This is a genomic window from Allobrachymonas sp., from assembly GCF_041912815.1.
Classification (GTDB): domain Bacteria; phylum Pseudomonadota; class Gammaproteobacteria; order Burkholderiales; family Burkholderiaceae_C; genus Brachymonas.
The window spans coordinates 16,069-42,997 of sequence record NZ_JAYRLV010000005.1; the positions used below are offsets into that span (position 1 = coordinate 16,069).

At 64.0% G+C, this 26,929-nt stretch carries 24 protein-coding genes and 1 tRNA gene; 9 read left to right on the plus strand and 16 right to left on the minus strand.

Annotated features, from left to right (window positions below; translation table 11 throughout):
- Positions 1-52: 52 nt before the first annotated feature.
- Positions 53-544, minus strand: a complete 492-nt coding sequence (locus ACE3P9_RS05695; protein ID WP_374492356.1) for an aminoacyl-tRNA deacylase — start codon at positions 542-544, stop codon at positions 53-55.
- 210 nt (positions 545-754) lie between these two features.
- Here ACE3P9_RS05695 and ACE3P9_RS05700 point away from each other — a divergent pair, with 210 nt between their 5' ends.
- The 3 genes from ACE3P9_RS05700 (at position 755) to sbcB (ending at position 4,094) form a co-directional block, all read left to right on the plus strand.
- A complete protein-coding gene (locus ACE3P9_RS05700) occupies positions 755-1,432 on the plus strand; it encodes an OmpA family protein (RefSeq protein WP_374492358.1) in 678 nt (225 codons plus the stop codon).
- A gap of 189 nt (positions 1,433-1,621) precedes the next feature.
- On the plus strand, positions 1,622-2,569 hold the full coding sequence (locus ACE3P9_RS05705) for an alpha/beta fold hydrolase (RefSeq protein ID WP_374492360.1): 948 nt from the start codon (positions 1,622-1,624) through the stop codon (positions 2,567-2,569).
- 79 nt (positions 2,570-2,648) lie between these two features.
- Entirely contained in the window at positions 2,649-4,094 is a 1,446-nt protein-coding gene (sbcB, locus tag ACE3P9_RS05710; protein ID WP_374492361.1) for an exodeoxyribonuclease I, read from the plus strand.
- A 51-nt stretch (positions 4,095-4,145) separates the two neighbouring features.
- On the opposite strand, the gene atpC is transcribed toward sbcB, so the two are convergent.
- The 9 genes from atpC to cysS all read right to left on the minus strand — a co-directional run bounded on the left by atpC (position 4,146) and on the right by cysS (position 13,421).
- Positions 4,146-4,679 (minus strand): ATP synthase F1 subunit epsilon, encoded by a 534-nt coding sequence (gene atpC, locus ACE3P9_RS05715; RefSeq protein ID WP_374492362.1) that lies wholly within the window; start codon positions 4,677-4,679, stop codon positions 4,146-4,148.
- 10 nt (positions 4,680-4,689) lie between these two features.
- Positions 4,690-5,598 carry an ATP synthase F1 subunit gamma gene (gene atpG, locus ACE3P9_RS05720; protein WP_374492364.1) on the minus strand — a complete coding sequence of 303 codons (909 nt, stop codon included), beginning with the start codon at positions 5,596-5,598 and terminating at the stop codon, positions 4,690-4,692.
- Between the two features lie 261 nt (positions 5,599-5,859).
- Positions 5,860-7,044 (minus strand): beta-ketothiolase BktB, encoded by a 1,185-nt coding sequence (gene bktB / locus ACE3P9_RS05725; protein ID WP_374492366.1) that lies wholly within the window; start codon positions 7,042-7,044, stop codon positions 5,860-5,862.
- Positions 7,045-7,286: 242 nt separating this feature from the next.
- Positions 7,287-7,379 (minus strand) — tRNA-Ser (locus ACE3P9_RS05730).
- Positions 7,380-7,414: 35 nt separating this feature from the next.
- On the minus strand, positions 7,415-8,686 hold the full coding sequence (locus tag ACE3P9_RS05735) for an aspartate kinase (protein ID WP_374492368.1): 1,272 nt from the start codon (positions 8,684-8,686) through the stop codon (positions 7,415-7,417).
- Positions 8,687-8,884: 198 nt separating this feature from the next.
- Positions 8,885-9,943 carry a tRNA lysidine(34) synthetase TilS gene (gene tilS / locus ACE3P9_RS05740; RefSeq protein WP_374492370.1) on the minus strand — a complete coding sequence of 353 codons (1,059 nt, stop codon included), beginning with the start codon at positions 9,941-9,943 and terminating at the stop codon, positions 8,885-8,887.
- A gap of 113 nt (positions 9,944-10,056) precedes the next feature.
- Entirely contained in the window at positions 10,057-11,028 is a 972-nt protein-coding gene (locus tag ACE3P9_RS05745) for an acetyl-CoA carboxylase carboxyltransferase subunit alpha (protein ID WP_374492372.1), read from the minus strand.
- A 210-nt stretch (positions 11,029-11,238) separates the two neighbouring features.
- Positions 11,239-12,045 carry a DNA-3-methyladenine glycosylase gene (locus ACE3P9_RS05750; protein WP_374492374.1) on the minus strand — a complete coding sequence of 269 codons (807 nt, stop codon included), beginning with the start codon at positions 12,043-12,045 and terminating at the stop codon, positions 11,239-11,241.
- Positions 12,042-13,421, minus strand: coding sequence for a cysteine--tRNA ligase (gene cysS / locus ACE3P9_RS05755; protein ID WP_374492375.1), 1,380 nt, complete (start codon positions 13,419-13,421; stop codon positions 12,042-12,044). Before cysS ends, ACE3P9_RS05750 begins: the two co-directional genes overlap by 4 nt.
- Before the next feature lie 333 nt (positions 13,422-13,754).
- Here cysS and ACE3P9_RS05760 point away from each other — a divergent pair, with 333 nt between their 5' ends.
- The 4 genes from ACE3P9_RS05760 to ACE3P9_RS05775 all read left to right on the plus strand — a co-directional run bounded on the left by ACE3P9_RS05760 (position 13,755) and on the right by ACE3P9_RS05775 (position 16,843).
- A complete protein-coding gene (locus ACE3P9_RS05760) occupies positions 13,755-14,312 on the plus strand; it encodes a hypothetical protein (protein WP_374492377.1) in 558 nt (185 codons plus the stop codon).
- Positions 14,313-14,636: 324 nt separating this feature from the next.
- Positions 14,637-15,254 (plus strand): peptidylprolyl isomerase, encoded by a 618-nt coding sequence (locus ACE3P9_RS05765; RefSeq protein ID WP_374492379.1) that lies wholly within the window; start codon positions 14,637-14,639, stop codon positions 15,252-15,254.
- 142 nt (positions 15,255-15,396) lie between these two features.
- A complete protein-coding gene (locus ACE3P9_RS05770; protein ID WP_374492380.1) occupies positions 15,397-15,900 on the plus strand; it encodes a peptidylprolyl isomerase in 504 nt (167 codons plus the stop codon).
- Positions 15,901-16,024: 124 nt separating this feature from the next.
- Positions 16,025-16,843: a UDP-2,3-diacylglucosamine diphosphatase gene (locus ACE3P9_RS05775; protein ID WP_374492381.1), complete on the plus strand. Its 819-nt coding sequence runs from the start codon at positions 16,025-16,027 to the stop codon at positions 16,841-16,843.
- Between the two features lie 167 nt (positions 16,844-17,010).
- Here the strand turns inward: ACE3P9_RS05775 and ACE3P9_RS05780 are convergent, their stop codons facing one another.
- Both ACE3P9_RS05780 and ACE3P9_RS05785 read right to left on the minus strand, forming a co-directional pair.
- Positions 17,011-17,253 carry a hypothetical protein gene (locus tag ACE3P9_RS05780; protein WP_374492383.1) on the minus strand — a complete coding sequence of 81 codons (243 nt, stop codon included), beginning with the start codon at positions 17,251-17,253 and terminating at the stop codon, positions 17,011-17,013.
- Between the two features lie 220 nt (positions 17,254-17,473).
- Positions 17,474-18,610: a JmjC domain-containing protein gene (locus ACE3P9_RS05785; protein WP_374492385.1), complete on the minus strand. Its 1,137-nt coding sequence runs from the start codon at positions 18,608-18,610 to the stop codon at positions 17,474-17,476.
- 14 nt (positions 18,611-18,624) lie between these two features.
- Here ACE3P9_RS05785 and ACE3P9_RS05790 point away from each other — a divergent pair, with 14 nt between their 5' ends.
- Complete coding sequence (locus ACE3P9_RS05790; RefSeq protein WP_374492386.1) at positions 18,625-19,179, plus strand: peptidylprolyl isomerase; 555 nt, start codon at positions 18,625-18,627, stop codon at positions 19,177-19,179.
- A 121-nt stretch (positions 19,180-19,300) separates the two neighbouring features.
- Here ACE3P9_RS05790 and argJ read toward each other — a convergent pair whose 3' ends face one another.
- Entirely contained in the window at positions 19,301-20,533 is a 1,233-nt protein-coding gene (gene argJ / locus ACE3P9_RS05795) for a bifunctional glutamate N-acetyltransferase/amino-acid acetyltransferase ArgJ (protein WP_374492387.1), read from the minus strand.
- A gap of 94 nt (positions 20,534-20,627) precedes the next feature.
- Complete coding sequence (secA, locus tag ACE3P9_RS05800) at positions 20,628-23,456, minus strand: preprotein translocase subunit SecA (RefSeq protein WP_374492389.1); 2,829 nt, start codon at positions 23,454-23,456, stop codon at positions 20,628-20,630.
- A gap of 305 nt (positions 23,457-23,761) precedes the next feature.
- Here secA and ACE3P9_RS05805 point away from each other — a divergent pair, with 305 nt between their 5' ends.
- Complete coding sequence (locus ACE3P9_RS05805) at positions 23,762-24,079, plus strand: hypothetical protein (RefSeq protein ID WP_374492392.1); 318 nt, start codon at positions 23,762-23,764, stop codon at positions 24,077-24,079.
- A gap of 149 nt (positions 24,080-24,228) precedes the next feature.
- Here the strand turns inward: ACE3P9_RS05805 and ACE3P9_RS05810 are convergent, their stop codons facing one another.
- Both ACE3P9_RS05810 and ACE3P9_RS05815 read right to left on the minus strand, forming a co-directional pair.
- Positions 24,229-25,197 carry an alpha-E domain-containing protein gene (locus ACE3P9_RS05810; RefSeq protein WP_374492393.1) on the minus strand — a complete coding sequence of 323 codons (969 nt, stop codon included), beginning with the start codon at positions 25,195-25,197 and terminating at the stop codon, positions 24,229-24,231.
- 134 nt (positions 25,198-25,331) lie between these two features.
- Positions 25,332-26,771: a circularly permuted type 2 ATP-grasp protein gene (locus tag ACE3P9_RS05815; RefSeq protein WP_374492396.1), complete on the minus strand. Its 1,440-nt coding sequence runs from the start codon at positions 26,769-26,771 to the stop codon at positions 25,332-25,334.
- Positions 26,772-26,929 lie beyond the last annotated feature (158 nt).

The window sequence follows — 26,929 nt, forward strand, 5'->3', positions numbered from 1 at the left end:
CAATGAAAAGGAAGGGGAGGAAGGAAACTGTCGGATGTGGCCGGCTCAGGCCTCATTCTGCCAGCGCACAGTCCACTGGCTGCGCCTGCAGCAGAGTCAGACAGACCCGGGGATCGATGCCCACCAGATACCCGCGCCGCCCCCCGTTGATCAGAATGCGGGGCAGCTCCAGAATGGAGCGCTCGATATACACCGGCATGGAGCGCCGGGTGCCAAAGGGAGAGGTGCCTCCCACCAGATATCCGCTGTGCCGCTGGGCAACCTCCACCTCGCATGGCTCGATGTGCTTCATGCCCAGCTGCCGCGCCAGTACCTTGGTCGACACACTGCGGTTGCCATGCATGAGCACCACGAGCGGCTCCCGGTCCTGGTTCTGCATGATGAGCGTCTTGACCACTGCAAACGGGTCTGCTCCCAGCACCTCCGCACTGTGGCGTGCCCCGCCATGAGGAACCCAGTCGTAGGTGTATGCATCGAAGGCAACGCCCGCCGCACGCAGCACGTGGGTCGCAGGCGTCTCGCTGATGTGGTGCTTCTTGGCCATGCCGCATTATCCCCTGACGCACTGGTGCAGACGGGTCCCACTCCTTTTCACGGCCCTGCCTCCCCGGCCGCAAGGAGGCGATCGACAAGATACAAAGAATTACCGAAAGGGCAGAAAACTCCGGATGCCTGCATCTCGGTTGCTTCCTAAAATGTAACCAATGCAGGCCGATACGCGCTGCAGCCATCCATTCACCAAGGAGATGCCCTCATGAACAAAACGCTTGCAACCCTCACCGCTGGTGCCCTCGCCACTTCCCTTCTGGCTGGCTGTGCCGCCGACGGCAACGGTGGATACACCATGACCGAGTCCGGCCGCGCCACCTCCATCGGCGCGGGTCTGGGTGCCCTGGCAGGTGCCGTGGTCGGCAACGCCCATTCGGGCAGCGACACGCTGCGCGGCGCAGCCATCGGTGCAGCCCTGGGTGCCGCTGGCGGGTATCTGTGGTCCAACCACATGCAACAGCAAAAGGCTGCCATGGAACAGGCCACTGCCGGCACGCCCGTGCAAGTCAGCCAGACCGCCGACAACCGTCTGAAGATCAACGTGCCGGCCGATGCAGGCTTCGCCACCAACTCGGCCGTGCTCAACAGCAACATGCGCCCCATCCTGGATCGTCTGGCCCAGACTCTGAACCAGAACCCGGTCACCTATGTGTCCGTCATCGGCCACACCGACAACACCGGCACCGACGCCATCAACAATCCGCTGTCGCTCAACCGTGCCAATGCCGCACGCGACTACCTCGTGGCCCATGGCGTCGCACCGAGCCGCATCACCACCACGGGCATGGGGTCGGCACAGCCTGTGGCCAGCAACGCCACCGCGGCAGGCCGCGCGGAAAACCGCCGTGTGGAAATCTATGTGGGCGAACCGGCCAAGCGCTAAGCCTGGACCCCGGTTCCCTTCTGCCCCATCCGGCAGCCCCTGCGGGCGTGCTGCCGGAACCAGCCACTCCGATGCGGGTGGCTTTTTGCTGTCTTTTTCCCGGAGAATGGCCCCATCGGGAGGCTGTGTCCGTGCGTATGCAAGGTGCGCATGGCACCCCATGCCCCTCGCTCCCCGCCCTGACACGCCATGCCCGATTCGCATCCCACGCCTACTCCCACCTCCTACAGCCCCCGCCGAACTGCCCGCATCGAGCACGTGTCCATCCGGGACATGGACTACGCCTGTCGCGTCTGGGGCACTCCTGCAGCGGACATTCCCGTACTGGTGCTCTGCCACGGCTGGATGGACGTCGGTGCCTCCTTTCAGTTTCTGGTCGACGCGCTGCCCGATGGGGCCGGCCTCATCGTAGCCCCCGACTGGCGGGGCTTTGGAGCCAGCCAGCCCGCGCAGGCAGACCACTTCGTCCACGCCGACTACCTGCTCGACCTCGACTATCTGCTCGACCACTACAGCCCGGATCGTCCCGTGCATCTGCTGGGGCACAGCATGGGCGGCAACGTGGCACTGCTGTACGCGGCCGTGCGTCCGGCACGCATCCGGCGGCTTGTGACAGTGGAAAGCTTCGGCCTGCCCGACGCCCCGCCCGCAGAGGCCCCGCAGCGTCTGGTCGATTGGATGGACCAGGTGCGCGCCCTGCGGGAAGGCGCCTCCCTGCTGCGCAGCTATGCCACGCTGGAGGCAGTGGCCGCGCGTCTGCAGCGCACCAATCCGCGCCTCGACGCGCCCCGTGCCCACTGGCTGGCCGGGCAGTGGGCTGCGCCATCGGGCGATGGCAGCTGGCGCCTGCGCGCGCACCAGGCGCATCTCATCCCCAATCCCCAGCTCTACCGCGCCGAGGAAGCCCAGGCCTGTCTCTCCCGCATCACGGCCCCCACCCTGTGCGTAGACGCCGAGGAGGACACCATGGCCCACTTCTGGGGCGACCGCTATCGCCGCACGGACTATCTGGCCCGCATGCGTCACATTTCCGATGTGGTGCACATCCAGGTACCGAACGCAGGCCACATGCTGCACCACGACCAGCCTGCCCGGCTGGCACAGCTGGTGCAGCAGTTCCTGCATGCCGCCGCATGACCCTGCCTGCGCACTTCCTTTTTCCCCTGGCCGTGGGCACCTGCCGTCCAGTGCCCTGCTTTTGGCAATAATGCTTGCCATGACGCATACCTTTCTCTGGCTGGACTACGAAACCTTCGGCACCCATCCGCGCACCGACCGGCCGGCGCAGTTCGCTGCCATCCGTACCGATGCCGACCTCCGCGAAATCGGAGAACCCATCAACATCCTGTGCCAGCCAGCCCCCGACTATCTCCCCGACCCGGGATCCTGTCTCATCACGGGCATCACCCCGCAGCAGTGCCTGGCCCAGGGAGTGCCAGAGTGGGAGTTTGCTCAGCGCATTCATGACGCCCTGGCCGAACCGGACACCATCGGCGTCGGCTACAACACCATCCGGTTCGACGATGAATTCACGCGCTTTCTCTTCTGGCGCAACCTGATCGACCCCTATGCACGCGAATGGCAGAACGGCTGTGGCCGCTGGGATCTGCTCGACGTGGTGCGCATGACCTACGCCCTGCGCCCCCAGGGCATCGAATGGCCCGTCAACGACCAGGGCGCTACGAGCTTCCGGCTCGAACACCTCACCCGCGCCAACGGCCTGAGCCATGAAGCCGCGCACGATGCCCTCAGCGACGTGCGCGCCACCATCGCCCTGGCCCGGCTGCTGCGCGAGCATCAGCCGAGACTGTTCGACTTCGCGCTCGAGCTGCGCCAGAAACAGCGCGTCGCCGCCGAGCTGGGCCTGCCCACCCGCCCCGATCAGGCGCGCCCCTTCCTGCATGTATCGGGCATGTTCCCTGCCAGCCAGGGCTGCCTGGCCATCATGTGGCCCCTGGCCAGCCATCCCACCAACAAGAACGAAATCCTCGCCTGGGACCTGCGGCATGACCCCGAAATCCTGACCCGTCTGTCCCCTTCCGACATCCGGGAACGCATGTTCACGCCGACCCAGGACCTCCCTGCCGGCATCGCGCGCCTGCCCATCAAGGGCATTCACCTCAACAAGTCTCCCATGGTCGTGCGCAACCTGCGCACCCTGAGCCCCGAGCAGGCTGCCCGCTGGCAGATCGACCTCGACGCCCACCTGCGCCACGCCGAGGCCGCCCGCAGCCTGCCGGACATGAGCAGCATCTGGGCCCGCGTTTACGAGCGCCCTGCCTCGTCGGGCCCCGTGGATGTCGATGCGGATCTCTATGGCGGCTTCATCGGTGCGGACGACCGGCGGCGCCTCGACCACCTGCGCACCCTGCGCCCCGAAGCACTCGCATCGGCCCGCACCGGGTTCGACGACGAGCGTCTCGACGAGCTGGTATGGCGCTATCGTGCCCGCAACTTCCCTCAGACACTCGACGAAGCCGATCAGGAACGCTGGCAGCAGCACTGCGCCGCCCGCCTGCTCGACGGAGAAGGCGGAGCACGCACCCTCGACATGCTCCTCGCCGAGCTCGACACCCTGCAGGAACACCACACCGATGCACGCAGCGCCTCCATCCTGGCCGCCGTGCACGACTATGCCGAGCACATTGTGCCCATGGAATGAGACCGCAGCCCCCTGCTCTCCGGACGGGGCAAAGGGACGGACTGTCTCCGGTCAGCGCGACGAGCGACGCTCGTTGAGGGCCAGCTCAAAGAACCGCAGCAGCTCGGCATCGAGCGCGTCCTTGATGCCCACGTAATCCGAAGGCCGCACCACCGGCGGCAGAGGCTGCCTGGCACGCGCACGCGCTGCCTCGCGACGCTTGGCATCGGCCTCCTCGCTGTGCACGGCATAGTCGGCCAGCACGCGCACATGGCCGCTGCCGACCTCGGCCAGTCCGCCGGCAATGACAAGCTCCTGCAGGGACTCCCCCGGGGCACTGGCAAGGTACACCACTCCGGGCCTGAGCTGCAGCATGATCGGATCATGCCCGGGCAGCACGCCCAGACTGCCCGCCAGCCCGGGGAGCCGCACATAGTGCACGTCCCCCTCGTACAGCACTTCGTTGACCGTCGCCACCTGCAGATGCAGCTGATGCGGGAGCCGTGCACTGCCCCCTGGGACGAACCCGACACGGTTCGTCGCAGTGACTGACGGTGCGTCGTCCTGCGCGGCCGATCCGGCCACAGCTTGCGCAGTTTCGGACATGGAATGGGTTTCAGCGTTCATCGACGGCGGCCGCTCCTGCCACGATCTCGATCAGTTCGCGCGTGATGGCTTCCTGACGGGTCTTGTTGTAGTGCACCGTGAGCTCGGCCACGGTGCGATCGCAATTCTCGGTAGCGGCCTTCATGGCCGTCATGCGGGCCGACTGCTCGCAGGCCGCATTCTCGGCCACTGCCTGATAGATCATGACTTCCAGATAGCGCATCAGCAGCGCATCGACCACCGCCGCAGCATCCGGCTCGTAGCGATAGTCCACCGTGGCTGCATCGGGGTCTGGAATGACCCCGCAGTGCAGCTCCGGCGGCATGCCCCCCATCTCGCCGTCGAACGGAAGAAAGCGGGCTATCACCGGCGCATAGCGCAGCGTGTTGACGAAGCGGTTGTTGGCCACATACAGCTCATCGAGCTGTCCCTCCACATACTGCATGATGGGAACCGACATGGTCCCCAGCAGGGACTCGGGATCGCCCAGATCCTTGCCCGTGGGCACATGGGCCACCACGTTCACGCCGGCCCGCCGCAGCGCAGCAAACCCCTGCGTTCCGATGACCGTGACCGATACCTCGCACCCTGCCTGCGTCCAGGCATCGATCCGGTGCATGCACTGCAGCAGCAGCCGACTGTTGAGCGCACCGCACAGCCCCTTGTCCGTGGTCACCACGATCATGCCCACCCGCCGGACCGGCAGCCGCCGGATCATGAGTGGCGACGACAGCCTGGGACTGACCGCCAGCATGCGGGCCATCATCGTGCGAATGCCCCGCGCATAGGGCCGAATGCGCTCGGCCTGCTTCTTGCTCCGCGCCAGCTTGGCAAACGCGATCTGCTGCATCGCATTCGTGATCTTGCGCGTCTTGCCGACATTGGCGATCTTGGTACGGATATCTCGGATATTGCCCATGAGCCCCTTCGTTGTGCAGCGCGTGGGCACAGAAAAACTGCCCTTGCGGCAGATCCTGTCGATCCACCCTTCGGCCCTGTGCCGCCTGCGTGCGATCCATTATAGGAAGGAGCCTCCTGCGCCGTGCAGACGCACTGCAGACGCTCCTGGCTTCCACCTCCCCGTCTCCGAAGACAAAAAAACCACGGCTGCAGTGCAAGCCGTGGTCCGAATCATGCCAGCCCCCGCCGAAACGGGGGGACTGGCCGAGGAGGGCAAAGATCAGATGCGTTCGAAGATCGCAGCAATCCCTTGTCCGCCGCCGATGCACATCGTCACCAGGGCGTAGCGGCCACCGATGCGTTCGAGCTCATACAGGGCCTTCACGGTCAGGATCGCGCCAGTGGCACCGATGGGGTGGCCCAGGGAAATGCCGGAACCGTTGGGATTCACACGAGCCGGATCGGCCTTGAGTTCACGGGCCACGGCCACAGCCTGTGCGGCAAAGGCTTCGTTGGCCTCGATCACGTCCATGTCCTGAATGGTCAGGCCGGCCTTCTTGAGGGCCATGAGGGAGGACGGCACGGGGCCGATACCCATGTACTGGGGTTCGACGCCTGCATGGGCATAGGACACCAGACGACCCAGCGGCTTGGCACCACGCGCCTTGGCGGCACCGGCTTCCATCAGCACCACGGCAGCAGCGGCGTCATTGATGCCGGATGCGTTGCCGGCGGTGACCGTGCCGTTTTCCTTCAGGAACACCGGCTTGAGCTTGGTCAGATCGTGCATGGTGAGGCCCGGACGGAAATGCTCGTCCTTGTCGAACACCACGTCACCCTTGCGGCCCTTCATGACCACCGGCATGATCTGGTCCTTGAAGCGGCCTTCGGCCCAGGCGCGCTCGGCGCGCTGGTGGCTTTCGAGTGCCAGTGCGTCCTGATCCTCACGGGTCACGCCCCACTTGGCAGCCACATTCTCGGCCGTCACACCCATGTGGATGCCCTGGAAGGGATCCTGCAGCGCGCCGATCATCATGTCGACGAGCTTGCTGTCACCCATGCGAATCCCCCAGCGGCTGTTCAGGCTGTCGTAGGGAGCACGGCTCATGTTTTCGGCACCGCCGCCGATGGCGACATCGCAGTCGCCCAGCAGGATGGACTGGCTGGCGGACACAATGGCCTGCAGGCCGGAACCGCACAGGCGGTTCACGTTGAAGGCAGGCGTCTCGACGGGGCAGCCCCCGTTGACGGTGGCCACACGCGACAGATACATGTCCTTGGGCTCGGTGTTGACCACATGGCCGAACACAACATGGCCCACGTCCTTGCCTTCCAGACCCGCACGCTGGATGGACTCACGCACCACCTGTGCAGCCAGTTCGGTGGGGGGCACATCCTTCAGGCCCCCACCGTAGGTGGCGATGGCCGTGCGCACGGCGCTGACAACAACAACTTCACGAGACATTTTTTTCTCCAGATAAGAAGGAAGGAACGAGAGACGCCAGCCCGACTGCCACCCCTGAGGGCCGTCTGGACATGCAGACATTCCCGCTGCTGTGCCCCCACGGCTCCAAAAGCCGTGGGCTACAACATTTCATCATAATCGATAACCAGCCGGTACAGGTTATCTATGAGGATATGCCCGCTCCTGCGGGAAATGCACAAGAAAAAACCCCGATTGCCAATGTCAGGCAACGGGGTTTGTTCTGGCGGAGACGGAGGGATTCGAACCCTCGATGGGGCTCTACACCCCATACTCCCTTAGCAGGGGAGCACCTTCGGCCTCTCGGTCACGTCTCCAGAAGACTCGCATTATAGCGGGTTTTTGGCGTTTCTCAGACGCCTACCGGTTCATCGAGATGGAAGGCCTTGTGCAGGGCGCGCACGGCCAGCTCCATGTACTTCTCGTCGAGGACCACGGAGGTCTTGATCTCGGAGGTGGAGATCATCTGGATGTTGATGCCTTCATCGGCCAGGGCCTTGAACATCTTGCTGGCGATGCCCACGTGGCTGCGCATGCCGATGCCCACGATGCTGACCTTGCAGATCTTGGTGTTGCCGATGACATCGGCGGCACCGGTGGCCGGCAGGACCTTGTTCTTGAGCAGGTCCATCGCACGCTCGTAATCGTTGCGGTTGACGGTGAAGCTGAAGTCGGTCTTGCCGTCGCGGCTGATGTTCTGGATGATAACATCGACTTCGATGTTGGCGTCGCCAATGGCGCCCAGAATGCTGTAGGCCACGCCGGGACGGTCCGGTACGCCCAGAACGGAAATCTTGGCTTCGTCGCGGTTGAAGGCAATGCCGGAAACGACTGCTTTTTCCATTTTCTCGTCTTCCTCAAAAGTGATCAGGGTGCCCGATTTGGCTTCTTCGTGAATGTCGATGTCCCAGGGGGTGAAGCTGCTCAGCACCCGCATGGGCACCTTGTACTTGCCTGCGAATTCGACGGAGCGGATCTGCAGCACCTTGGAGCCCATGGAGGCCATTTCGAGCATTTCCTCGAAGCTCACGGTCTGGAGGCGACGGGCCTCGGGGACGATGCGCGGGTCGGTGGTGTAGACGCCGTCCACATCGGTGTAGATCAGGCACTCGTCGGCCTTGAGGGCTGCAGCCACGGCCACGGCCGAGGTGTCACTGCCGCCCCGTCCGAGGGTGGTGATGTTGCCGAGCGGGTCGATGCCCTGGAAGCCGGTGATGATGACGACCTTGCCCTTGGCCAGTTCGCCACGTACGCGAACGTCGTCGATGGAGTCGATGCGGGCCTTGGTGTAGGCGCTGTCCGTCTTGACGGGCACCTGCCAGCCGGTGAAGCTGATGGCATCGACGCCTTCCGCCTGCAGGGCAATGGCCAGCAGCCCCACGGACACCTGTTCGCCGGTGGAGGCGATCATGTCGAGCTCGCGCCGATAGTTGGTCGTGTGCTTGGCAGGGGCCAGCTCCTTGGCCAGACCGAGGAGACGGTTGGTTTCGCCGCTCATCGCGGACGGGACCACCACCATCTGGTGGCCTGCGCGCGCCCACTTGGCCACACGCTTGGCGACGTTGCGGATGCGCTCGGTCGAGCCCATCGAAGTACCGCCGTATTTGTGAACAATCAATGCCATGAGTATGAATCCTGTCGGCCAAAAATCGCGTCCATTGCATCGCGGGAACACCTCGGAATCCTCCGCGAGAGGACGCAACCGGTTATTGTAGCAAGCCCCCTGATGCATCTCTGTGCACCGGCGCTGTGCGGGACCGGCCGCGAGGCCCATTCGCCACAGCGTGCACAGGAGCCGCAACGGGGTGGCCCCCTGCCCTCTTCAGCCCCGCGGATCGGCGATCCAGACCAGATGGGGCCCGGCATCCTCCACATAGCCCTGTCCGACCCGGATATGGATGTGATGCCCACGGGTGGCACGGGCCGCGATCACATCGAGCAGTGCCCGCAACTGGGCCTCGCTGCCGATGGCGCCATGCTGCTGCTTGAGCCAGTGCCGCAGGGCATTGGCCTGTCGGGGGCGCGCCAGCTTCCGGAGTCGGTCGATCTGCGGCGGCAGGCCCATCTGCTCCAGATCCTGGCCTGCCAGAACCTGCAGCAGTCCGTCCGCCTCGGCTGCCAGCCGCGCACTGCGGGCCAGACTGCTCCTGATCGCGGGAAATGCCGAATGAAAGGCTGGCAGCACCTCATGGCGCAGGCGGTTGCGGGTGAACCGCAGATCGGTATTGGAGGGATCGTCGATCCAGGACACATCGTGCCGGCGGAGCCACGTCCTGAGCTCCTGCCCGGGAAGGTTCAGCAGCGGCCGCCCCCAGCGCAGGCCATGGCGCTCGAAGTGCGGAGCCATGGCAGCCAGCCCCGCCACCCCGGCTCCCCGGCTCAGGGCGAGCAGCACCGATTCAGCCTGGTCATCCGCATGGTGGCCCAGAAGAATGACGTCGGAACCCACCTGGTGGGCCATGTCGGCCAGAGCCTCGTAGCGCGCCTCTCTGGCACGTGCCTCAAGACTGCAGCCGGAGGGCACTTCCACCGCCACGCGACGGACCTGCAGGGAAAATGCGATCTGCGGATGAACTCCCTGCACAACTCTCTGCACCTCGGTCGCCAGTGCCTGCACATGCTGCACAAAGGCATCGGCAGCCGGCTGCAGACCATGGTGCACATGCAGGGCAACGATTTCGAAGGGCGATGGCGCCGAAAGAGCAGGCAGGGCCTTCTGCTCCCGGATCAGCCGGCAGGCTGCCAGCAGCAGGGCCACGGAGTCGGCTCCCCCGCTGCAGGCCACGGCCAGGCGGCGGGGTCGATCACAGGATGACCACCATGCCGCCATGGCCCGATCGACGGACGAGGCAGGCCATTCCAGACAATGGTTCAGCGGCATGGCCATTCCAGCGCGCCCCTCAGCGGCCTGGAGCGCACAGACAGCTCAGGCATGACGAAGCGGTGTTTTGCAGCCACGTGCAGAGCCGATGCGCTGCCCGACCGGGCGGGAGTTCAGGCCGCCCGGGTATCCTGGAAGCGGCCATAGCTCTGCAGACGTGCATAGCGGCGATCGAGCAGGGCCTGCACATCGAGGTCGCTGACCTGGCGCAGGGCTTCGCCAAGGGCACGCTTGAGCAGCGTGGCCATCTGCTTGTGGTCGGTATGGGCACCGCCCACGGGTTCGCTCACGATCTTGTCGACCAGACCGAGCGCCTTGAGCCGATGGGCCGTGATGCCCAGAGCCTCTGCGGCGTCCTGCGCCCTGTCTGCCGTCTTCCAGAGAATGGAGGCACAGCCTTCGGGGCTGATGACCGAGTACACCGAATGCTGCAGCATCAGGACTTCGTCGGCCACGGCGATGGCCAGCGCCCCCCCCGAACCGCCTTCGCCAATGATGGTGCTGATGATGGGCACTTCGAGCTGGGCCATTTCGAAGATGTTGCGCCCGATGGCCTCGCTCTGGCCGCGTTCCTCGGCGTCGATGCCGGGATAGGCGCCGGGGGTGTCGACGAAAGTGAAGACAGGGATACGGAATTTTTCGGCCAGCTTCATGAGTCGCAGGGCCTTGCGGTATCCCTCCGGCTTGCTCATGCCGAAGTTGCGCAGCCCCCGCTCCTTGGTGTCGCGTCCCTTCTGGTGTCCGAGCACCATGCACGAAGCGCCGTTGAAACGGGCCAGCCCTCCGACGATCGACTGGTCATCGGCAAAATGCCGGTCGCCATGCAGCTCGACAAAGTCGGTGAAGATTTCACGGACATAGTCGAGCGTATAGGGACGCTCGGGATGGCGCGCGATCTTGGTGATCTGCCACGGGGTGAGATGGCTGTAGATGTCCTTGGTGAGCTGCAGGCTTTTCTTGCCCAGCTGCTCGATCTCGGCAGAAATGTCGACGGCCGATTCGTTTTGCACGTAGCGCAGTTCCTCGATCTTGTTCTCGAGCTCCGCGATGGGCTGCTCGAAATCCAGAAAAGTCCGTTTGACCAAGAGATACTCCTTTGTGTGTCGGGATGGCACCGAGGTGTGCGCGACACCTCCTGCGGGTCCGTGAGGCGTCCGCTGCGCGAACAGGCTCACCGGACAGCGCCCAGACTGCCGCCTGGGCGCTATTGTAGAGACTTGCATGTCGGCCCGGGCAGCGGGGAAACCGTGCCCAAAGCAGCCCGGTGGCGCCCCGCATCCTGGACCACAGAAGATTCAGTAGGCCACGGGCAGGGGCGTCATGGAACGCCAGACATACCAGGTGGCCACGCTGCAGTAGGGAGCCCAGGCATCGGCCACTTCGCGCATCTCGTTGCGGGTGACGGGCTCGCCCGAAAAATAATTGTGGCTGATACCCTTCACAAGACCCGCATCGTCGAGCGGAAGCACGTTGGGCCGCATCAGGTGGAACATGAGAAACATCTCTGCGGTCCAGCGACCGATGCCCCGGACGCTGGTGAGCTCGGCAATGATGGCCTCGTCGCCCATGTCCTGCCACGCCGCACGGTGCAGGCGCTCTTCCGAGAAGTGCTGTGCCAGGTCCAGCAGATAGTCTGCCTTGCGGGCACTGAGGCCGGCCTGCCGCAGCTGATCCACGGACAGGCGCTGCACGGCGGTGGCGGACACCTCCTCGACCAGCCCCACAAAACGGTTCCACACCGACTGGGCGGCCTTGAGGGAAATCTGCTGCCCGACGATGCTGCGTGCGAGCGTCACAAAGGCATCGCCTCGCGATTCGAGACATACGCTTCCATGCTGCGGAATGAGCCGCCGCATGACGCGATCGTGCTGCATCAGATGGGCACAGGCCTCGCGCCAGTGGGATGGCGCATGGGCCGGAAATTCCGGTACACAGGAATCCTCGGCTGCAGGCTCCTCGGCCGCAAGCGCCCCTGGGGCATCCACGGTCTGCACGGGTCGAGGTGCCAGCGAGGCAGACATGGCAGCGGCCACCGCCACGCGGCGTCCCCGCCGCAGCATCGGCACCGGGGCCAGTTCGGGATCGGAACAGACCGCACTCATTGCGCCATCTCCCAGGTGGTACCGGTGGGCGAATCCTTCAGGACAATGCCCTGCTGCAGGAGTTGATCGCGGATGCGGTCGGCCTCGGCCCAGTTGCGGGAGGCCTTGGCCTGCGCCCGTGCAGCAATGTGCGCCTCGATGGCCGATGCATCGAGCTGCGCCCCGGTCTGCAGAAAATGCTGTGGCTCGTCCTGCAGCAGGCCGATGCATCCTCCAAGCGCCTTGAGCAGCCCGGCGCGTTCGGGCGCATGGGTGCGGTTGACCTCCGAGGCCAGATCGAAGAGCACGGCCACGGCTTCGGGAGTGCCGAAATCATCATCCATCGCCGCCCTGAAACGGGCCGCGTGGGCATCGTTCCAGTCGATGGAGGCTGGCACCTGGGCCTCCACCTGCGTCAGGGCCGTGTAGAGCCGCTTGAGCGAGGCACGCGCATCGTCAAGGTGGGCGTTGCTGTAGTTGAGCGGGCTGCGATAGTGGGCACGCAGAATGAAGAAGCGCACGGTCTCGGCGTCATAGTCCCGGAGCACATCGCGAATGGTGAAGAAGTTGCCCAGACTCTTGGACATCTTTTCGTTGTCCACGCGCACGAACCCGTTGTGCATCCAGACGTTGACGAAGGGCTGTCCAGTCGCCCCCTCGCTCTGCGCGATCTCGTTCTCGTGATGGGGAAACTGCAGGTCTGCCCCTCCGCCATGGATGTCGAAATGGGCTCCGAGCAGCTTGCAGCTCATGGCCGAGCATTCGATATGCCAGCCCGGACGCCCATCGCCGTAGGCACTCGGCCATTTGGCATCGTCAGGCTCGGTCGCCTTGGCGGATTTCCAGAGCACGAAGTCGAGTGGATCTTCCTTGCCATCGGCCACCGCCACGCGCTCTCCGGCGCGCAGTTCGTCCAGCGTCTTGCCCGAGAGCTTGCCGTACCCCGGAAACTTGCGCACCGCATAGTTCACATCGCCGTTGTCGCCCTGATAGGCCAGACCGCGGTGCTGGAGCGTGCCGATCATGGAGAGCATCTCGGACACATACTCGGTGGCACGGGGCTCGTGCGTAGGCCGCTCGATGCCCAGGGCATCCGCATCCTCGTGAAGGGCATCGATCATGCGATCGGTCAGGTGGCGGATGGTTTCGCCGTTTTCCACGGCACGCCGGATGATCTTGTCGTCGATGTCCGTGATGTTGCGCACATAGGTGACGCGATAGCCACTGACCTTGAGCCAGCGCTGCACCACATCGAACGCCACCATGGCCCGCGCATGCCCCAGATGGCAGAGATCGTAGACCGTCATGCCACACACATACATGCGGACATGTCCCGGCTCGATGGGGGTGAACGGTTGAACGCTGCGTGTCAGCGTGTTGTAGATTTGCAAAGACATTGTTTCTATCTGTTTCCAGCCTGTTACACATGACTCTGCATGTGATTGGAAGCTTCTTTCCCCGCAGGGAAGGCATCGCGCCGCCCCGAATGCCAGACATGGGGCCAGCACGGCAAAACCCGAAATGGTACCCCAACTGGCCGAAATGCCCCACCCCCACCGCACGCACTGTCCTGGCCTGTCCCCTGGTGCATGGGCCCGTCATCGAAATGACGGGACTCCATGCATGGCCTCTGACGGCCTGCTCCTGGCTGCCTGCACGCATGGGGGCCGGGAGCTGCAATAATGACCCGACTCCCTCCCGATTGCAATCTCTTACTTTCCGTGTCGCGCATGTCAGGCCTTCTGCATTTTTCCCGTTTCACCTCCCGCCTTCCCGGTGCCCTGATTGCAGGCGTGCTGTTCGGAACGGGCCTGATGTCCCTGTCGGCCCATGCCCAGACGCCCGCTCCGAAACTGGTGGGCGATGCCTACCGAAACGTCGAGCGACTCATGGCCACGCACGCCTACGCCCAGGCCCTGACAGCGGCCGACGGCTATCTGGCGCAGCATGCCACCGACCCGCAGATGCGCCTGCTCAAGAGCCGCATCCTCACCGTCACGGGCAAGACAGCCGAGGCCAAGGCCCTGCTTCAGGGGCTGGTGCAGGATTACCCGGAAATTCCGGAGCCCTACAATAACCTGGCTGCCCTGTATGCCGCCGAAGGCGATCTGGGCATGGCACGCGAAGCGCTGGAAACGGCCGTGCGCCTGCACCCCCGCTACGCCATCGCCCTGGAAAATCTCGGCGACCTGTATCGCCGCATGGCACTCGATGCCTACGAACGCGCCCGCGCAGCCGGCATCTCCACCCCCACGCTGGCGGCCAAGATCCGCGCAGTCGCTCCCTGACTGGCACGTCCCCGAGTCCGGTTTTCTGGTTTTCATGCCAGCTCTTCTGCGGCATGGCCCGTGGTTTCAGTGGCTTTTTGACGGAGCGGCAATCCACCGTACGCACAGGAGCTTCAGGCCGTGTCCTGTCGCCGGGTGGCGTTACCGTTCCACACAGGCCGGCGTCCGGGGGCTCACATAATGAGGCAATCAACTGTCTTGAGCCAGAAAGGAGCCTGCATGCATACCCGTCGCCAACTTCTTCGCCACGGGGTTCTCCCGGCCGTGAGTACCCTGGCCGCTGCGTTCATGTTTGGTGGATCGGCTGAGGCTGCAACGCGGAATATGCCCACCCGCAGCCATGCCCCCAACCCGGAAGTGCGCTTTGCGACCAGCATGGGGGACTTCGTGGTCGAGCTCTATCCTGACAAGGCTCCCCGCACGGTGGAAAATTTCCTGCGCTACGTGCACGAGAAGCACTACGATGGCACCGTGTTCCATCGCGTGATCGACAATTTCATGGTGCAGGGAGGTGGCTACGACACCCGCCTCAACGAAAAGCCCACACACCCCCCCATTGCCCATGAAGGCCGACAGGCCTACACCGGAGGACTGCGCAACACCACCGGCACCCTGGCCATGGCACGCACCAGCGACCCCAATTCAGCAGCTGCACAATTCTTCATCAACGTGAAGGACAACGCCTTTCTGGATCCCGTGCTCATTCCCCCCGGTGATCCGGTGCCCCGCTTCGAATACCAGGGACGTGTCTACACCAACGTGCCGCGCGCCAGCCTGATGCATGCTCCGCAGCTCTATGGCTATACGGTGTTTGGCCGTGTGATCGGTGGCATGAACGTCATCAACCGCATCAAGGCCGTTCCCACCGGCGCGGCGGGGCCCTTCCGCAGCGATGTGCCGCTCAAGCCCGTCGTGATCCATTCCGCAGTCCAGATAAAATGACCGGCGGATTCATTCTCATCCGGGCCCTCCGGATGTCTGGGCCCGGAGGCTGCGGCACTCTCCGTACACAACCACCCCTGCAGAGACATGCATGTCTCTTGCCTCTGGCATCTCCCTCATTTCCCTTTGCGCTGAAAACTCCATGACCACCACCCAAGTCGAACTCCAAACCAACCTCGGTTCCATCACTCTGGAACTCGATGCCGACAAAGCCCCTCTTTCTGTCGCCAACTTCGTCGAGTACGTAAAGAAAGGCCAGTACGACGGCACCGTGTTCCACCGTGTCATCCCGGGCTTCATGATTCAGGGCGGCGGATTCGCTCCCGGCATGCAGCAAAAGCCCACGGGAGCCGAAATCCAGAACGAAGCCAACAACGGCCTGAAAAACGACAAGTACACCATCGCCATGGCCCGCACCTCGGCTCCGCACTCGGCCACGGCGCAGTTCTTCATCAACGTGGCCAAGAACGATTTCCTGAACCACACCTCTCCCACCGCACAGGGCTGGGGCTATGCCGTGTTCGGCAAGGTCATCAAGGGAACCGACGTGGTGGACAAGATCGCTGGCGTGAGCACCGGTCGTCGCGGCTTCCATGATGATGTGCCCAAGGAAGACGTGGTGATCGAGAAGGCCGTGCTGCTGTAAACAGCCCTCCGCTCTCCCATCCAGCCATGCCGCTTGCCTGCGCGTCATGGCTTTTTTGTTGTGCATTCCGCCAGCGCATGTCGCCGCTGTCCCCATGCACAGGACTCCTCCCCGGATCGCTCCCATGGCTCCTCTCGACCTGATCTCCGCACCTGCCACCTGGAATACAGTGGACTTCGTCTCCGACCTGCACCTGCAGCAGGAAGACGCCACGGCACTGGCCTTTCGCCGCTACCTGACAGAAAGCCCCGCCGATGCGATCTTTCTGCTTGGCGACATCTTCGAGATGTGGGTGGGAGACGACGTGCTCGGCACTCCCGACCACCGGTTCGAGACGGACATGGCCACCTGCCTCCGCGCACGCACAGGGCGTTCTCCGGTGTACTTCATGCCCGGCAACCGCGATTTCCTGGTGGGTACGGCCTTCTGCGAGGCTGCGGGCGTCCAGATGCTGGCAGACCCCTGTGTGCTCGACACCCGTTCCCAATCCCCCCATCCGGCCACGCGCATTCTCCTCAGCCATGGCGATGCGCTGTGCATCGACGACCGGGAATACATGCAGTTCCGCACCCAGGTGCGCAGCCCCGCATGGCAAGCCGGCATTCTGGCCCGGCCACTGGCCGAACGCGTGGCTCTGGGCCGACAGCTCCGCGAGCAGAGCGCGTCCCGCAAGAATGCACTGGGAGTGGAAGGCTATGCCGATGTCAACCACCCACTGGCCCTGGAGTGGCTGGCACACCATGATTGCGCCACCCTGCTGCACGGGCACACGCACAAACCAGGCCAGCACCAGATGCAGGAAGGAGCTCGTCAGGGCTTGCGGCTGGTGCTCTCCGACTGGGACCTGACAGATACGGCACGGCCGCGTGGCGATATTCTGCGCTGTCACCTCTCGCCCACCCATGCTCCGACGTGGGACCGTGTGGCGGCCCTGCATGCCTGAATCAGTTCTCGTCGACATGCTCTCTCTCCTGGCAGCACGCAGGAGACATCGAGCCCACCGGCGGCCTGTCAGGATATGAACGACATCATGAAAAAAGCCACCTGAAACAGGTGGCTTTTTGTGCTTGCGAAGCAGAAGCGCGGGGCTTCTGCCTGCTGCGCGAGTGCTTACTTGGAAGCAGCGTCGGAAGCAGCGGAAGCAGCGGTGTCAGCAGCGGAAGCAGCGTCAGAAGCGGCAGCAGCAGCAGCGGAAGCGCCGGTGTCAGCAGCGGAAGCAGCGGAAGCGGACATGTCAGCAGCGGAAGCAGCAGCGGAGGCAGCGGAAGCAGCGTTGGCAGCGTCATCCTTCTTGCCGCAAGCAACCAGAGCAGCAGCAGCGATCACGGAAGCCAGAACGAGAGACTTTTTCATTTTCAAAATTCCTAACAGGTGGAGAAAAACAATTTCCGGAAACTGTTTTTTGCATTGAGCCAAAAACAAGAAGGAAAGGACTCGAGCTCTTTCCTTCGCTGCCTATTGTAGGGACAAACCAGCAAAAGCTGACGAAAGCTGACAATGCCCCCGCCTTTTTCTCGGAAATTTACAGCGTAGTGTCAGGAAACTGTTGCCATTTGGGAACGCCCATCCTGTCTCAGGCGGCGTCCATGGGCTCCAGCCAGCCTTCCTCGATCCAGGCATGCAGCAGCTCGCGGGCTCCCTTGCTGGCCCGGCGTACCTGCACAGCTGGCAAGCTGCGGGCATCAGCCAGGACGCGCATGAGCTCGGCATCGACCCCGGCGGCTCGGTAGCTCTCGCCATTGAGATAGACATGGCTCGCGTCATAGAGCATGCGGGACCTGCGATGCAGCCGCACGGCACCCAGGGTCTCCGGCAGCGTCTCGGGCGCATCGAACCAGACATTGGCCTTGGGCTCCGTGAGGTATTCGCCCAGGGCGCAGGCCAAGCTGTCCTCATCCTGCAGGGCAGCATGGACTGCCTGCTGCGCAAAGGCTGCGAGCGCGGCCGGAATGGCGGCTGGCGATTCGACGGCGGGCTGTGAGGCGTCGCGATAGAGTCTTTCACCGAGCGACTCGGCCGCCCCATCGGCCATGCGCAGAAGCATTTCACGGGCGAGATCGCCCTTCTGCGGCACCCGGAAGCCGATCGAGTAGGTCATGCAGTCGTTGCCCATGGCCACGCCGTCATGCGCCCATCCGGGCGGCAGGTACAGCAGGTCGCCCGGCTCCATGAGGTATTCCTCCTCGGGCTGGAAATCGGCCAGAATGCGCACCGGAAGCCCAGGGACAAGCGTGCGGTCCTTCTGCCGACCGATGCGCCAGCGCCGGGTGCCGTGGGCCTGCAGAAGAAAGACGTCATAGCTGTCGAAATGCGGCCCCACGCCTCCGCCATCGGTGGCATAGCTGATCATGACATCGTCGAGCCGCGCATCGGGAATGAAACGGAACTGCTCCATGAGCTCTCGCACCGCATCGTCATGCAGGTCGACTCCCTGCACCAGCAGCGTCCACTGGGATTGCTTGAAGGGAGGAATGCGCGACCGCGAAAAAGGCCCTCTTGCAAAGGTCCAGCCCTTGGCGGTGCCGGAGGTGATGAGCCGTGATTCCACCTCGTCACGCGCAGCCAGCGCCACGAGAGCACTGCGGCTGAGCAGCGGGCCGAAGCCAGGAATGGCCTGCCGCACGACCAGGGGAGCACGCTGCCAGTGGCGGCGCATGAATTGCCGGGGACTCAGATGCCCCAGCAGAGGCAACGGATGATCGATGTTCATGGGAGAATTGTGCAATGGAAAATGCACAGGAAAAGGCACTGGTGACAGACCAGACCGTGGTGGCTCTGACATGGGTCATGAAAGACATGCTGGGCGAGGTGCTCGACGAGCTGACCGAGCCGGTGGAGTTTCTGGTGGGGGGAGACGATCTGCTGGATGCGATCGACAAGGCCCTCATCGGCCGCCGGGTGGGCGAGTCGTTTTCGCTGCATCTGGAGCCCGAGCAGGCCTTTGGAGACTATGACGAGGACAAGGTGTTCCTGGAAGAGCGCCGCAATTTCCCCGCCGAAACCGAGGAAGGCATGGTGTTCGATGGCCATGCACTGCCTGCAGGCTGCAGCAGTGCGCTGCCTCCGGATGAGCTCTACATCGTGACGGATCTGTACCCCGAGCATGTGGTGCTCGACGGCAACCATCCACTGGCCGGCATTGGACTCGATCTGCGCCTGAAGGTGCACGGTGTCCGGGAGGCCACACCCGATGAGATCGGTTCCGGCACTGCAGGCACAGGCTTCTTCCGCATCGAGCCGGGCACGCATCTCCTGCCGGGCAACGACACGGTGCACTGATCCACACCGGGTCGATCGACCTGGTCTTTCTTCTTTCCCATACCGCAAACACAAAAGGGGCTCCGCATGCACGGAGCCCCTTTTTTGCGAGGAAGATTTTTGCGAAAGGCTGACGCGGCGATCAGGAACGGTAGTCGGCGTTGATGGTCACGTACTCGTGGCTGAGATCGCAGGTCCAGATGGTGTCGCATGCATCGCCGCGACCAAGCTGTACGCGCACGAGGATCTCGGGCTTGCGCATGACGCGCTGGCCGTCCTCCTCGCGGTAGGCCGGGTTGCGCCCTCCTCCGGCAACCACATGCACCTCGTCGAGATAGAGCTCGATGAGGGTCTGGTCCAGGTCGGCAATGCCGGCATACCCCACGGCAGCCAGGATACGGCCCAGGTTGGGGTCGCTGGCGAAGAAGGCGGTCTTGACGAGGGGCGAGTGGGCAATGGCATAGGCTACCTGCCGGCATTCGGCTGCGGTACGTCCCCCTTCGACAGTGAGAGTGATGAACTTGGTGGCGCCTTCGCCATCGCGCACGATGGCCTGTGCCAGGTGCAGGGCGACCTGCCGCATGGCAGCGCGCAGGGCCTGACCTTCCGGGCTATCGAGATCGGTGATTTCGGAGTGTTCCGCCCGGTTGGTGGCAATGACGACGAAGGAATCGTTGGTGGAGGTGTCGCCGTCGATCGTGACGCGGTTGAACGATCCTTCGGCGAGCTCGCGGGCCAGGGTCTGCATGAGGGACGGGCTCACGCGGGCATCCGTGGCCAGGAACCCGAGCATGGTGGCCATATTGGGCCGGATCATGCCTGCCCCCTTGCTCATGCCGGTCACCGTGACCTGGGCACCGCCGACGGTGGCCTGCACGCTGAAGGCCTTGGGCACTGTGTCGGTGGTCATGATGGCCTGGGCGGCTTCGGCCCAGCCGTCCGCCCGGGCCCGGGCCGTGGCGGACGGCAGACCTGCCACGATGCGATCGACCGGAAGCGGCTCCATGATGACGCCGGTCGAGAAAGGCAGCACCTGTTCGGCCTGCACGCCCAGGGTTGCGGCCATGGCGGCGCAGGTCTGGAGGGCGGCATCGAGTCCCGACTGGCCCGTGCCGGCATTGGCATTGCCCGTGTTGATGACCAGTGCACGGATGTCCGGGTGCCCGGCCGACAGATGGGCTCGGCAGACCTGCACCGGAGCGGCACAGTAGCGGTTCTGCGTGAAGACCCCCCCGATGCTGGCACCTTCATCGAGCAGGATGACGGTCAGGTCGCGGCGTCCGGCCTTGCGCACCCCGGCTTCGGTCACACCGAGTCGCAGGCCTCGCACGGCATGCAGGGCCTCGGGTGGGGTGGCTTGCAGATTGACGGACATGGCATGACTCCTGGAAGAATGAAGTTCCGAAAGGGGGGGTGAAAAACGGGATGGAAAAAGACGGGCACGGGCCCGTCTGGAAGAGATGCGCGGCTCAGCTCAGCTTGCCGTGGCATTGCTTGTATTTCTTGCCGCTGCCGCAGGGGCAGGGATCGTTGCGCCCAACCCCGACGAAGCTCTCGGGATTGAGATTGCCTGCCGCCGTGGCTGCCCCTGCGGCCACGGCACCGAGCACCGGGGCAGGAGCGGCGCCATCGGCACCAGCTTCCTCGGGAGTGGCCGGGACCGTGTCGTCCGGGGTGCGGTAGGTGATGTTGATGTAGCCGCCGCCCTCGCCGCCGTAATCCTGCATGTCCTCTGCAGCCTCGTCGAGCTCCTCGCCCGAAGCGACGTTGACGGTCATGAGGATGCGGGTGACGTCGTTCTTGATGGCGTCGAGCATCTGGCCGAACAGCTCGAAGGCTTCGCGCTTGTATTCCTGCTTGGGCTGCTTCTGGGCATAGCCACGGAGGTGAATGCCCTGGCGCAGGTAATCGAGCGCGCTCAGGTGCTCGCGCCAGTGGGTGTCCATGCTCTGCAGGAGCACGGCCCGCTCGAAGTTGAGGAAATGGTCCTCGCCCACGACGGCCAGCTTGTCCTTGAATGCTTCGTCGGCCTTCTTGGTGACCACATCGAGCAGGTCTTCGTCGGTCACGCTGCTCGACGCCTCCACCATGTGGCGCAGGTCGAGCTCGACTCCCCAGTCCTGGGACAGGGTCTTTTCCAGCCCGGCCAGATCCCACTGTTCTTCCATGGAGCCCGGAGGAACGTAGGCGTGGACCAGGTCGGCAAAGCAGCTGTGGCGCAGGCCGTCGATCTGTTCCTGCAGCCCGTTGGATTCGAGCACCTCGTTGCGCTGCTGGTAGATGACCTTGCGCTGTTCGTTGGCCACGTCGTCGTATTCGAGCAGCTGCTTGCGGATGTCGAAGTTGCGGGCTTCGACCTTGCGCTGGGCGCTCTCGATCGACCGGGTGACCATGCGGGCCTCGATGGCCTCGCCTTCGGGCATCTTGAGGCGGTCCATGATGGCGCGCACGCGCTCGCCCGCGAAGATGCGCATGAGCGGATCGTCGAGGCTGAGGTAGAAGCGCGAGGAGCCCGGATCGCCCTGGCGTCCCGAACGGCCGCGCAGCTGGTTGTCGATGCGGCGCGATTCATGGCGCTCGGTGGCAATGATGCGCAGGCCACCCAGGGCCTTGACCTTGTCGTGGTCGGCCTTCCAGTTGGCGCGGAGCTCGTCGATGCGGGCCTGGCGAGTGGCTTCGTCGAGGGTGTCGTCTGCCTCGATGGCGGCCACCATTTTCTCGAGGCTGCCCCCGAGCATGATGTCGGTGCCGCGGCCGGCCATGTTGGTGGCGATGGTGATCATGCCGGGACGACCGGCCTGCACCACGATTTCGGCCTCGCGCTCGTGCTGCTTGGCGTTGAGCACCTGGTGGGGCAGTTTTTCCTTTTGCAGGAGGTTGGAGATGATCTCGGAGTTCTCGATCGAGGTGGTCCCGACGAGCACCGGCTGGCCGCGCTCGTAGCAGTCCCGGATGTCGGCAATGGCGGCGCGGTACTTTTCGTCGGTGGTCTTGTAGACGCGATCGAGCTCGTCCTTGCGCAGACTGGGACGGTTGGGCGGGATGACGACGGTTTCGAGGCCGTAGATTTCCTGGAACTCGTAGGCTTCGGTATCGGCCGTGCCGGTCATGCCTGAGAGCTTCTTGTAGAGGCGGAAGTAGTTCTGGAAGGTGATGGACGCGAGGGTCTGGTTCTCGGCCTGGATGGGTACGCCTTCCTTGGCTTCGACGGCCTGGTGCAGCCCGTCGCTCCAGCGGCGGCCGGCCATGAGACGGCCGGTGAATTCGTCGACGATGACGATCTCGGGGCCGTTCTCGCCCTGCTGCACCACGTAATGCTGGTCACGGTGGTAGAGATGGTGGGCCCGCAGTGCTGCATACAGATGGTGGATGAGCATGATGTTGGCCGGATCGTAGAGGCTGGCCCCCTCGGGCAGGAGGCCCAGCTTCTGGAGGATGTCCTCGGCATGCTCGTGACCCTGCTCGGTCAGGTAGACTTGGTGGGCCTTTTCGTCGATGGTGAAATCGCCCGGCTTGATGACGCCCTCGCCGGTGAGGGGGTTCTCCTCGCCTTCCTGCCGAGTGAGATAGGGCACCACCTTGTTCATGGCGATGTAGAGGTCGGTCTGGTCCTCGGCCTGGCCGCTGATGATGAGCGGGGTACGCGCCTCGTCGATCAGGATGGAGTCCACCTCGTCGACAATGGCGAAATTGAGCTGGCGCTGCACGCGTTCGCGCACATCGTAGACCATGTTGTCGCGCAGGTAGTCGAAGCCGAATTCGTTGTTGGTGCCGTAGGTGATGTCGGCGGCATAGGCCTGCTGCTTGAGCTCGCGCGACATCTGCGGCAGGTTGACCCCCACGGTGAGCCCGAGGAAGTTGTAGAGGCGCCCCATCCACTGGGCGTCGCGGTTGGCGAGATAGTCGTTGACGGTGACGACGTGCACGCCGTTGCCGGAAAGCGCATTGAGGTATACGGGCAGCGTGGCAGTGAGGGTCTTGCCCTCGCCGGTACGCATTTCAGCGATCTTGCCTTCGTGCAGCGCGAGGCCGCCAACCATCTGCACGTCGAAGTGCCGCATCTTCATGATGCGCTTGCTGGCCTCCCGGACCAGGGCGAAGGCCTCGGGCAGCAGGCTGTCGAGCGTGGCGCCGTCAGCGACCCGCTGGCGGAATTCTGCGGTCTTGGCGGGAATCTGCTCGTCGGTGAGCTTTTCGAAATCCTTTTCCAGCGCATTGATGCGCGCAACGTTCCTGCGATAGCCGGTGATGAGGCGCTCGTTGCGGCTGCCAAAGATTCTGGTCAAAAAATTAGCCATGCGATCAGATGGCTTCCGGACCACACCGCAGCAGAACGCCTCCTGGAGGAGGGACGGCGGTCGGGAACGGAAGCTTCTTCCTTGTGTTGATTGCTGAAAAGGTGTTGCGGCAGATGGGGGCACTCGGGCCCGTATCAACTCCGCACGCGCAGGCACGGCCTCCTGCAGGCCGTGTCCGCATCTGTGTCAGGACAGGTTAACGGGGCATTTTACCCTTGGGGGTTTCCCAGGGCTTCATGCCAGCGTGTACTTTTTGGGCATGTGTGTATCGGCATGCAGCGCAGAGGGTGCCCGATAATGCGGACATGACGCTGCGCCACCACCAAGCCATTCCCCTGAGTCAGGCCGCCGAGGAAGCCCCCGTGCTGGGGAGCCTGATGGCGCGGGTGCGGCTGTCCCAGTCGTGCGGAGAGGCCATCCGCAAACTCATTCCGGCCCCGATGCGCAGGCATATCGCGTTCGGCGCGGTGGAGGAAGGCGAGTGGTGCCTGATTGTCTCGAACAACGCAGCAGCCGCCAAGGCACGTCAGCTGCTGCCGGTCTGGGTGGCGAGCCTGCAGCGCCAGGGGCTGCCGGTGAACCGCATCCGGCTGCATCTGAACGGCAGCGACTGGGGCCGATAGCCCGGCGCCCCTGCAGCCACCCTGCCCTGCGGCAGCTCCGTGGAGAGCGCTCCTTGCTGCTCTGCAGCAGGAGGCAGGCAGAGGAAAAACGACGCAAGGGCGGCAGCTCCCTTGCGCCATGCGCCGTGCGCCCTGAAGTGCCTGCCGAGTCACTGGAACTGCAGGAATTCCTCGCTGACGGCGAGGCCCACGGCGTGGACCCGTTCGAGGAAGTGCGTGAGATAGGCATGCAGGCCGGTAGCCAGGATTTCCTGGATGTCGCCATATTGCAGGTCGGCCTGCAGGCGCCCGGCCAGACGACGGGAGTGGCTGGCATCGACGCTCGCGCCGATGCGTTCCAGATTGGCCACCACCTCGTTCATGCAGGCCAGCAGCGAGCGGGGCATGTCGTGCCGGAGCATGAGCAGCTCGGCCACCCGGGGCGGAGTGATGACGTCGCGGTAGACGCGGCGATAGATCTCGAAGGCCGAGACGCTGCGCAGGATGGCACTCCAGTGGTAGAAGTCCAGCTCCTCCTGGGTGTTGGCAGCCTCGGGGTCGGCCGCGAAGAACTCGGGGGAGAGATGGGCATGGAACTTGACGTCGAGCAGGCGTGCGGTATTGTCGGCCCGCTCCAGGAAGGTGCCCAGGCGCATGAAAAAGACCGACTGGTCGAGCAGCATGGTGCCGAGGATCACGCCCCGCGCCAGGTGGGAGTGGAGCTTGACCCATTCGAAGAAGGCGCTGGGATCGGTCTGCAGGATGCCCTCGCGCAGCTGGCGCCGGGCTTCGAGCCAGATCTGGTTGTAGGTCTCCCACACCTCGGTGGTGAGGCTGCCGCGCACGGCACGGGCATTCTCGCGCGAGGCCTGGATGCAGGCGATGATGGAGGAAGGGTTGTCGGCATCGGCCGCCATGAAGGTGATGACCTTGTCCGGCTGGATGTCGCCATACTTGGCGCGATAGGCAGGGAGCAGCTCGCAGATCGAGAGCATGCCTGCCCAGCCCTGCTCAGCCTGCAGCGCGGACTGTGGCAGCATGCTGGTCTGGTAGTTGACGTCGAGCATGCGGGCGGTGTTTTCGGCCCGCTCGATGTAGCGGGACATCCAGAGAAGGTGGTCGGCAGTACGGGAAAGCATGATATGTGGCGATGTAATGGTCTGTCTGCCTGTATCGGCCCGCGCCATGGGAGACGGCACGTCCGGCATCCGGTGGAAAGCCCTGCTCGGCAGCATCCGCAGGGCTCCCTGAAAGGGGATGGAGCGCCCGCGGCTCAGACCACCCAGGTGTCCTTGGTTCCCCCGCCCTGCGACGAGTTGACGACGAGCGAGCCTTCCTTGAGCGCCACGCGGGTGAGGCCACCCGCCACCATCTGCACGGTCTTGCCGCTGAGCACGAAGGGGCGCAGATCGATGTGGCGGGGTGCCACGCCTGCATCGACCAGCGTGGGGCAGCTCGACAGGCTGAGGGTAGGCTGCGCAATGTAGCCCTCGGGACGGGCCTTGAGCACGGCCCGGAATTCCTCGATTTCGGCCTTGCTGGCCGTAGGGCCGATGAGCATGCCGTAGCCGCCGGCACCGTGCACTTCCTTGACGACCAGCTCCTCCAGGTGCGCGAGCACGTAGGCGAGGTCGTCGGGCTTGCGGCACATCCAGGTGGGTACGTTGTGCAGAATAGGCTTTTCACCGAGGTAGAACTCGATCATGCGGGGCACATAGGGGTAGATGGACTTGTCGTCCGCAATGCCGGTGCCGACTGCGTTGCAGATGGTGACACGGCCGGCGCGGTACACGTCGAGCAAGCCTGCACAGCCGAGTGCGGAGTCGGGCCGGAAGACCTTGGGATCGAGGAAGTCGTCATCCACACGGCGGTAGATCACATCGACACGCTCGGGCCCCCGGGTGGTGCGCATGTAGAGGAAGCCGTCCTTGACGAAAAGGTCCTGCCCTTCGACGAGCTCCACCCCCATCTGCTGGGCCAGGAAGGCATGCTCGAAATAGGCGCTGTTGTACATGCCGGGAGTGAGGACCACCACCACCGGGTCGGGCACGCCGGTGGGGGCGCTTGCCCGCAGGGTTTCGAGCAGCAGGTCGGCATAGTGGGCCACGGGGGCCACCTGGTAGCTGCGGAAGAGCTCTGGGAAGAGCCGCATCATCATCTTGCGGTTTTCCAGCATGTAGCTCACGCCGCTGGGCACGCGCAGGTTGTCTTCGAGGACGTAATACTCCCCTACCCCTGCGGCGTCAGGAGCCCGCACGATGTCGATGCCGCTGATATGCGAATAGACCTGGTTGGGAACATCGACGCCGACCATCTCCTTGCGGAACTGCGAGTTGTGCAGGATCTGCTCGGCTGGCACGACGCCGGCACGGACGATTTCCTGGTCATGGTAGATGTCGTGCAGGAAGCGGTTGAGCGCCGTGACACGCTGCGTCAGGCCGCGTTCGAGCAGATCCCACTCGGAATGGGGAATGATGCGGGGAATGAGATCGAACGGGATGAGACGTTCGGTGCCCGATCCGTCGGCATCCTTGTCGCCGTAGACGGCGAAGGTGATGCCGACGCGACGGAAGATGAACTCGGCTTCCTCCCGCCGGTGGAGCATGGTCTGCATGGGCTGATGGGACAGCCATTGCGCGTAGCGCTGGTATTGCTGCCTGGTCGGGGCATCCGCATATGGGACCGAGGCATACATTTCGTCGAATGCGAGCATGAACCAATCTCCTGTAGTTGTCCGCAGGTCCGTGACGGAGGGTGTGGCTCGGGCGCCCCAGACTGCCCACGCACCTGTTTGTGGGCAGTGCAGCAAGTTTGATGCCGACTTGCAGAGCCCATGCCGAAAAGACATGCACACGACAGGGAAATGCAGGA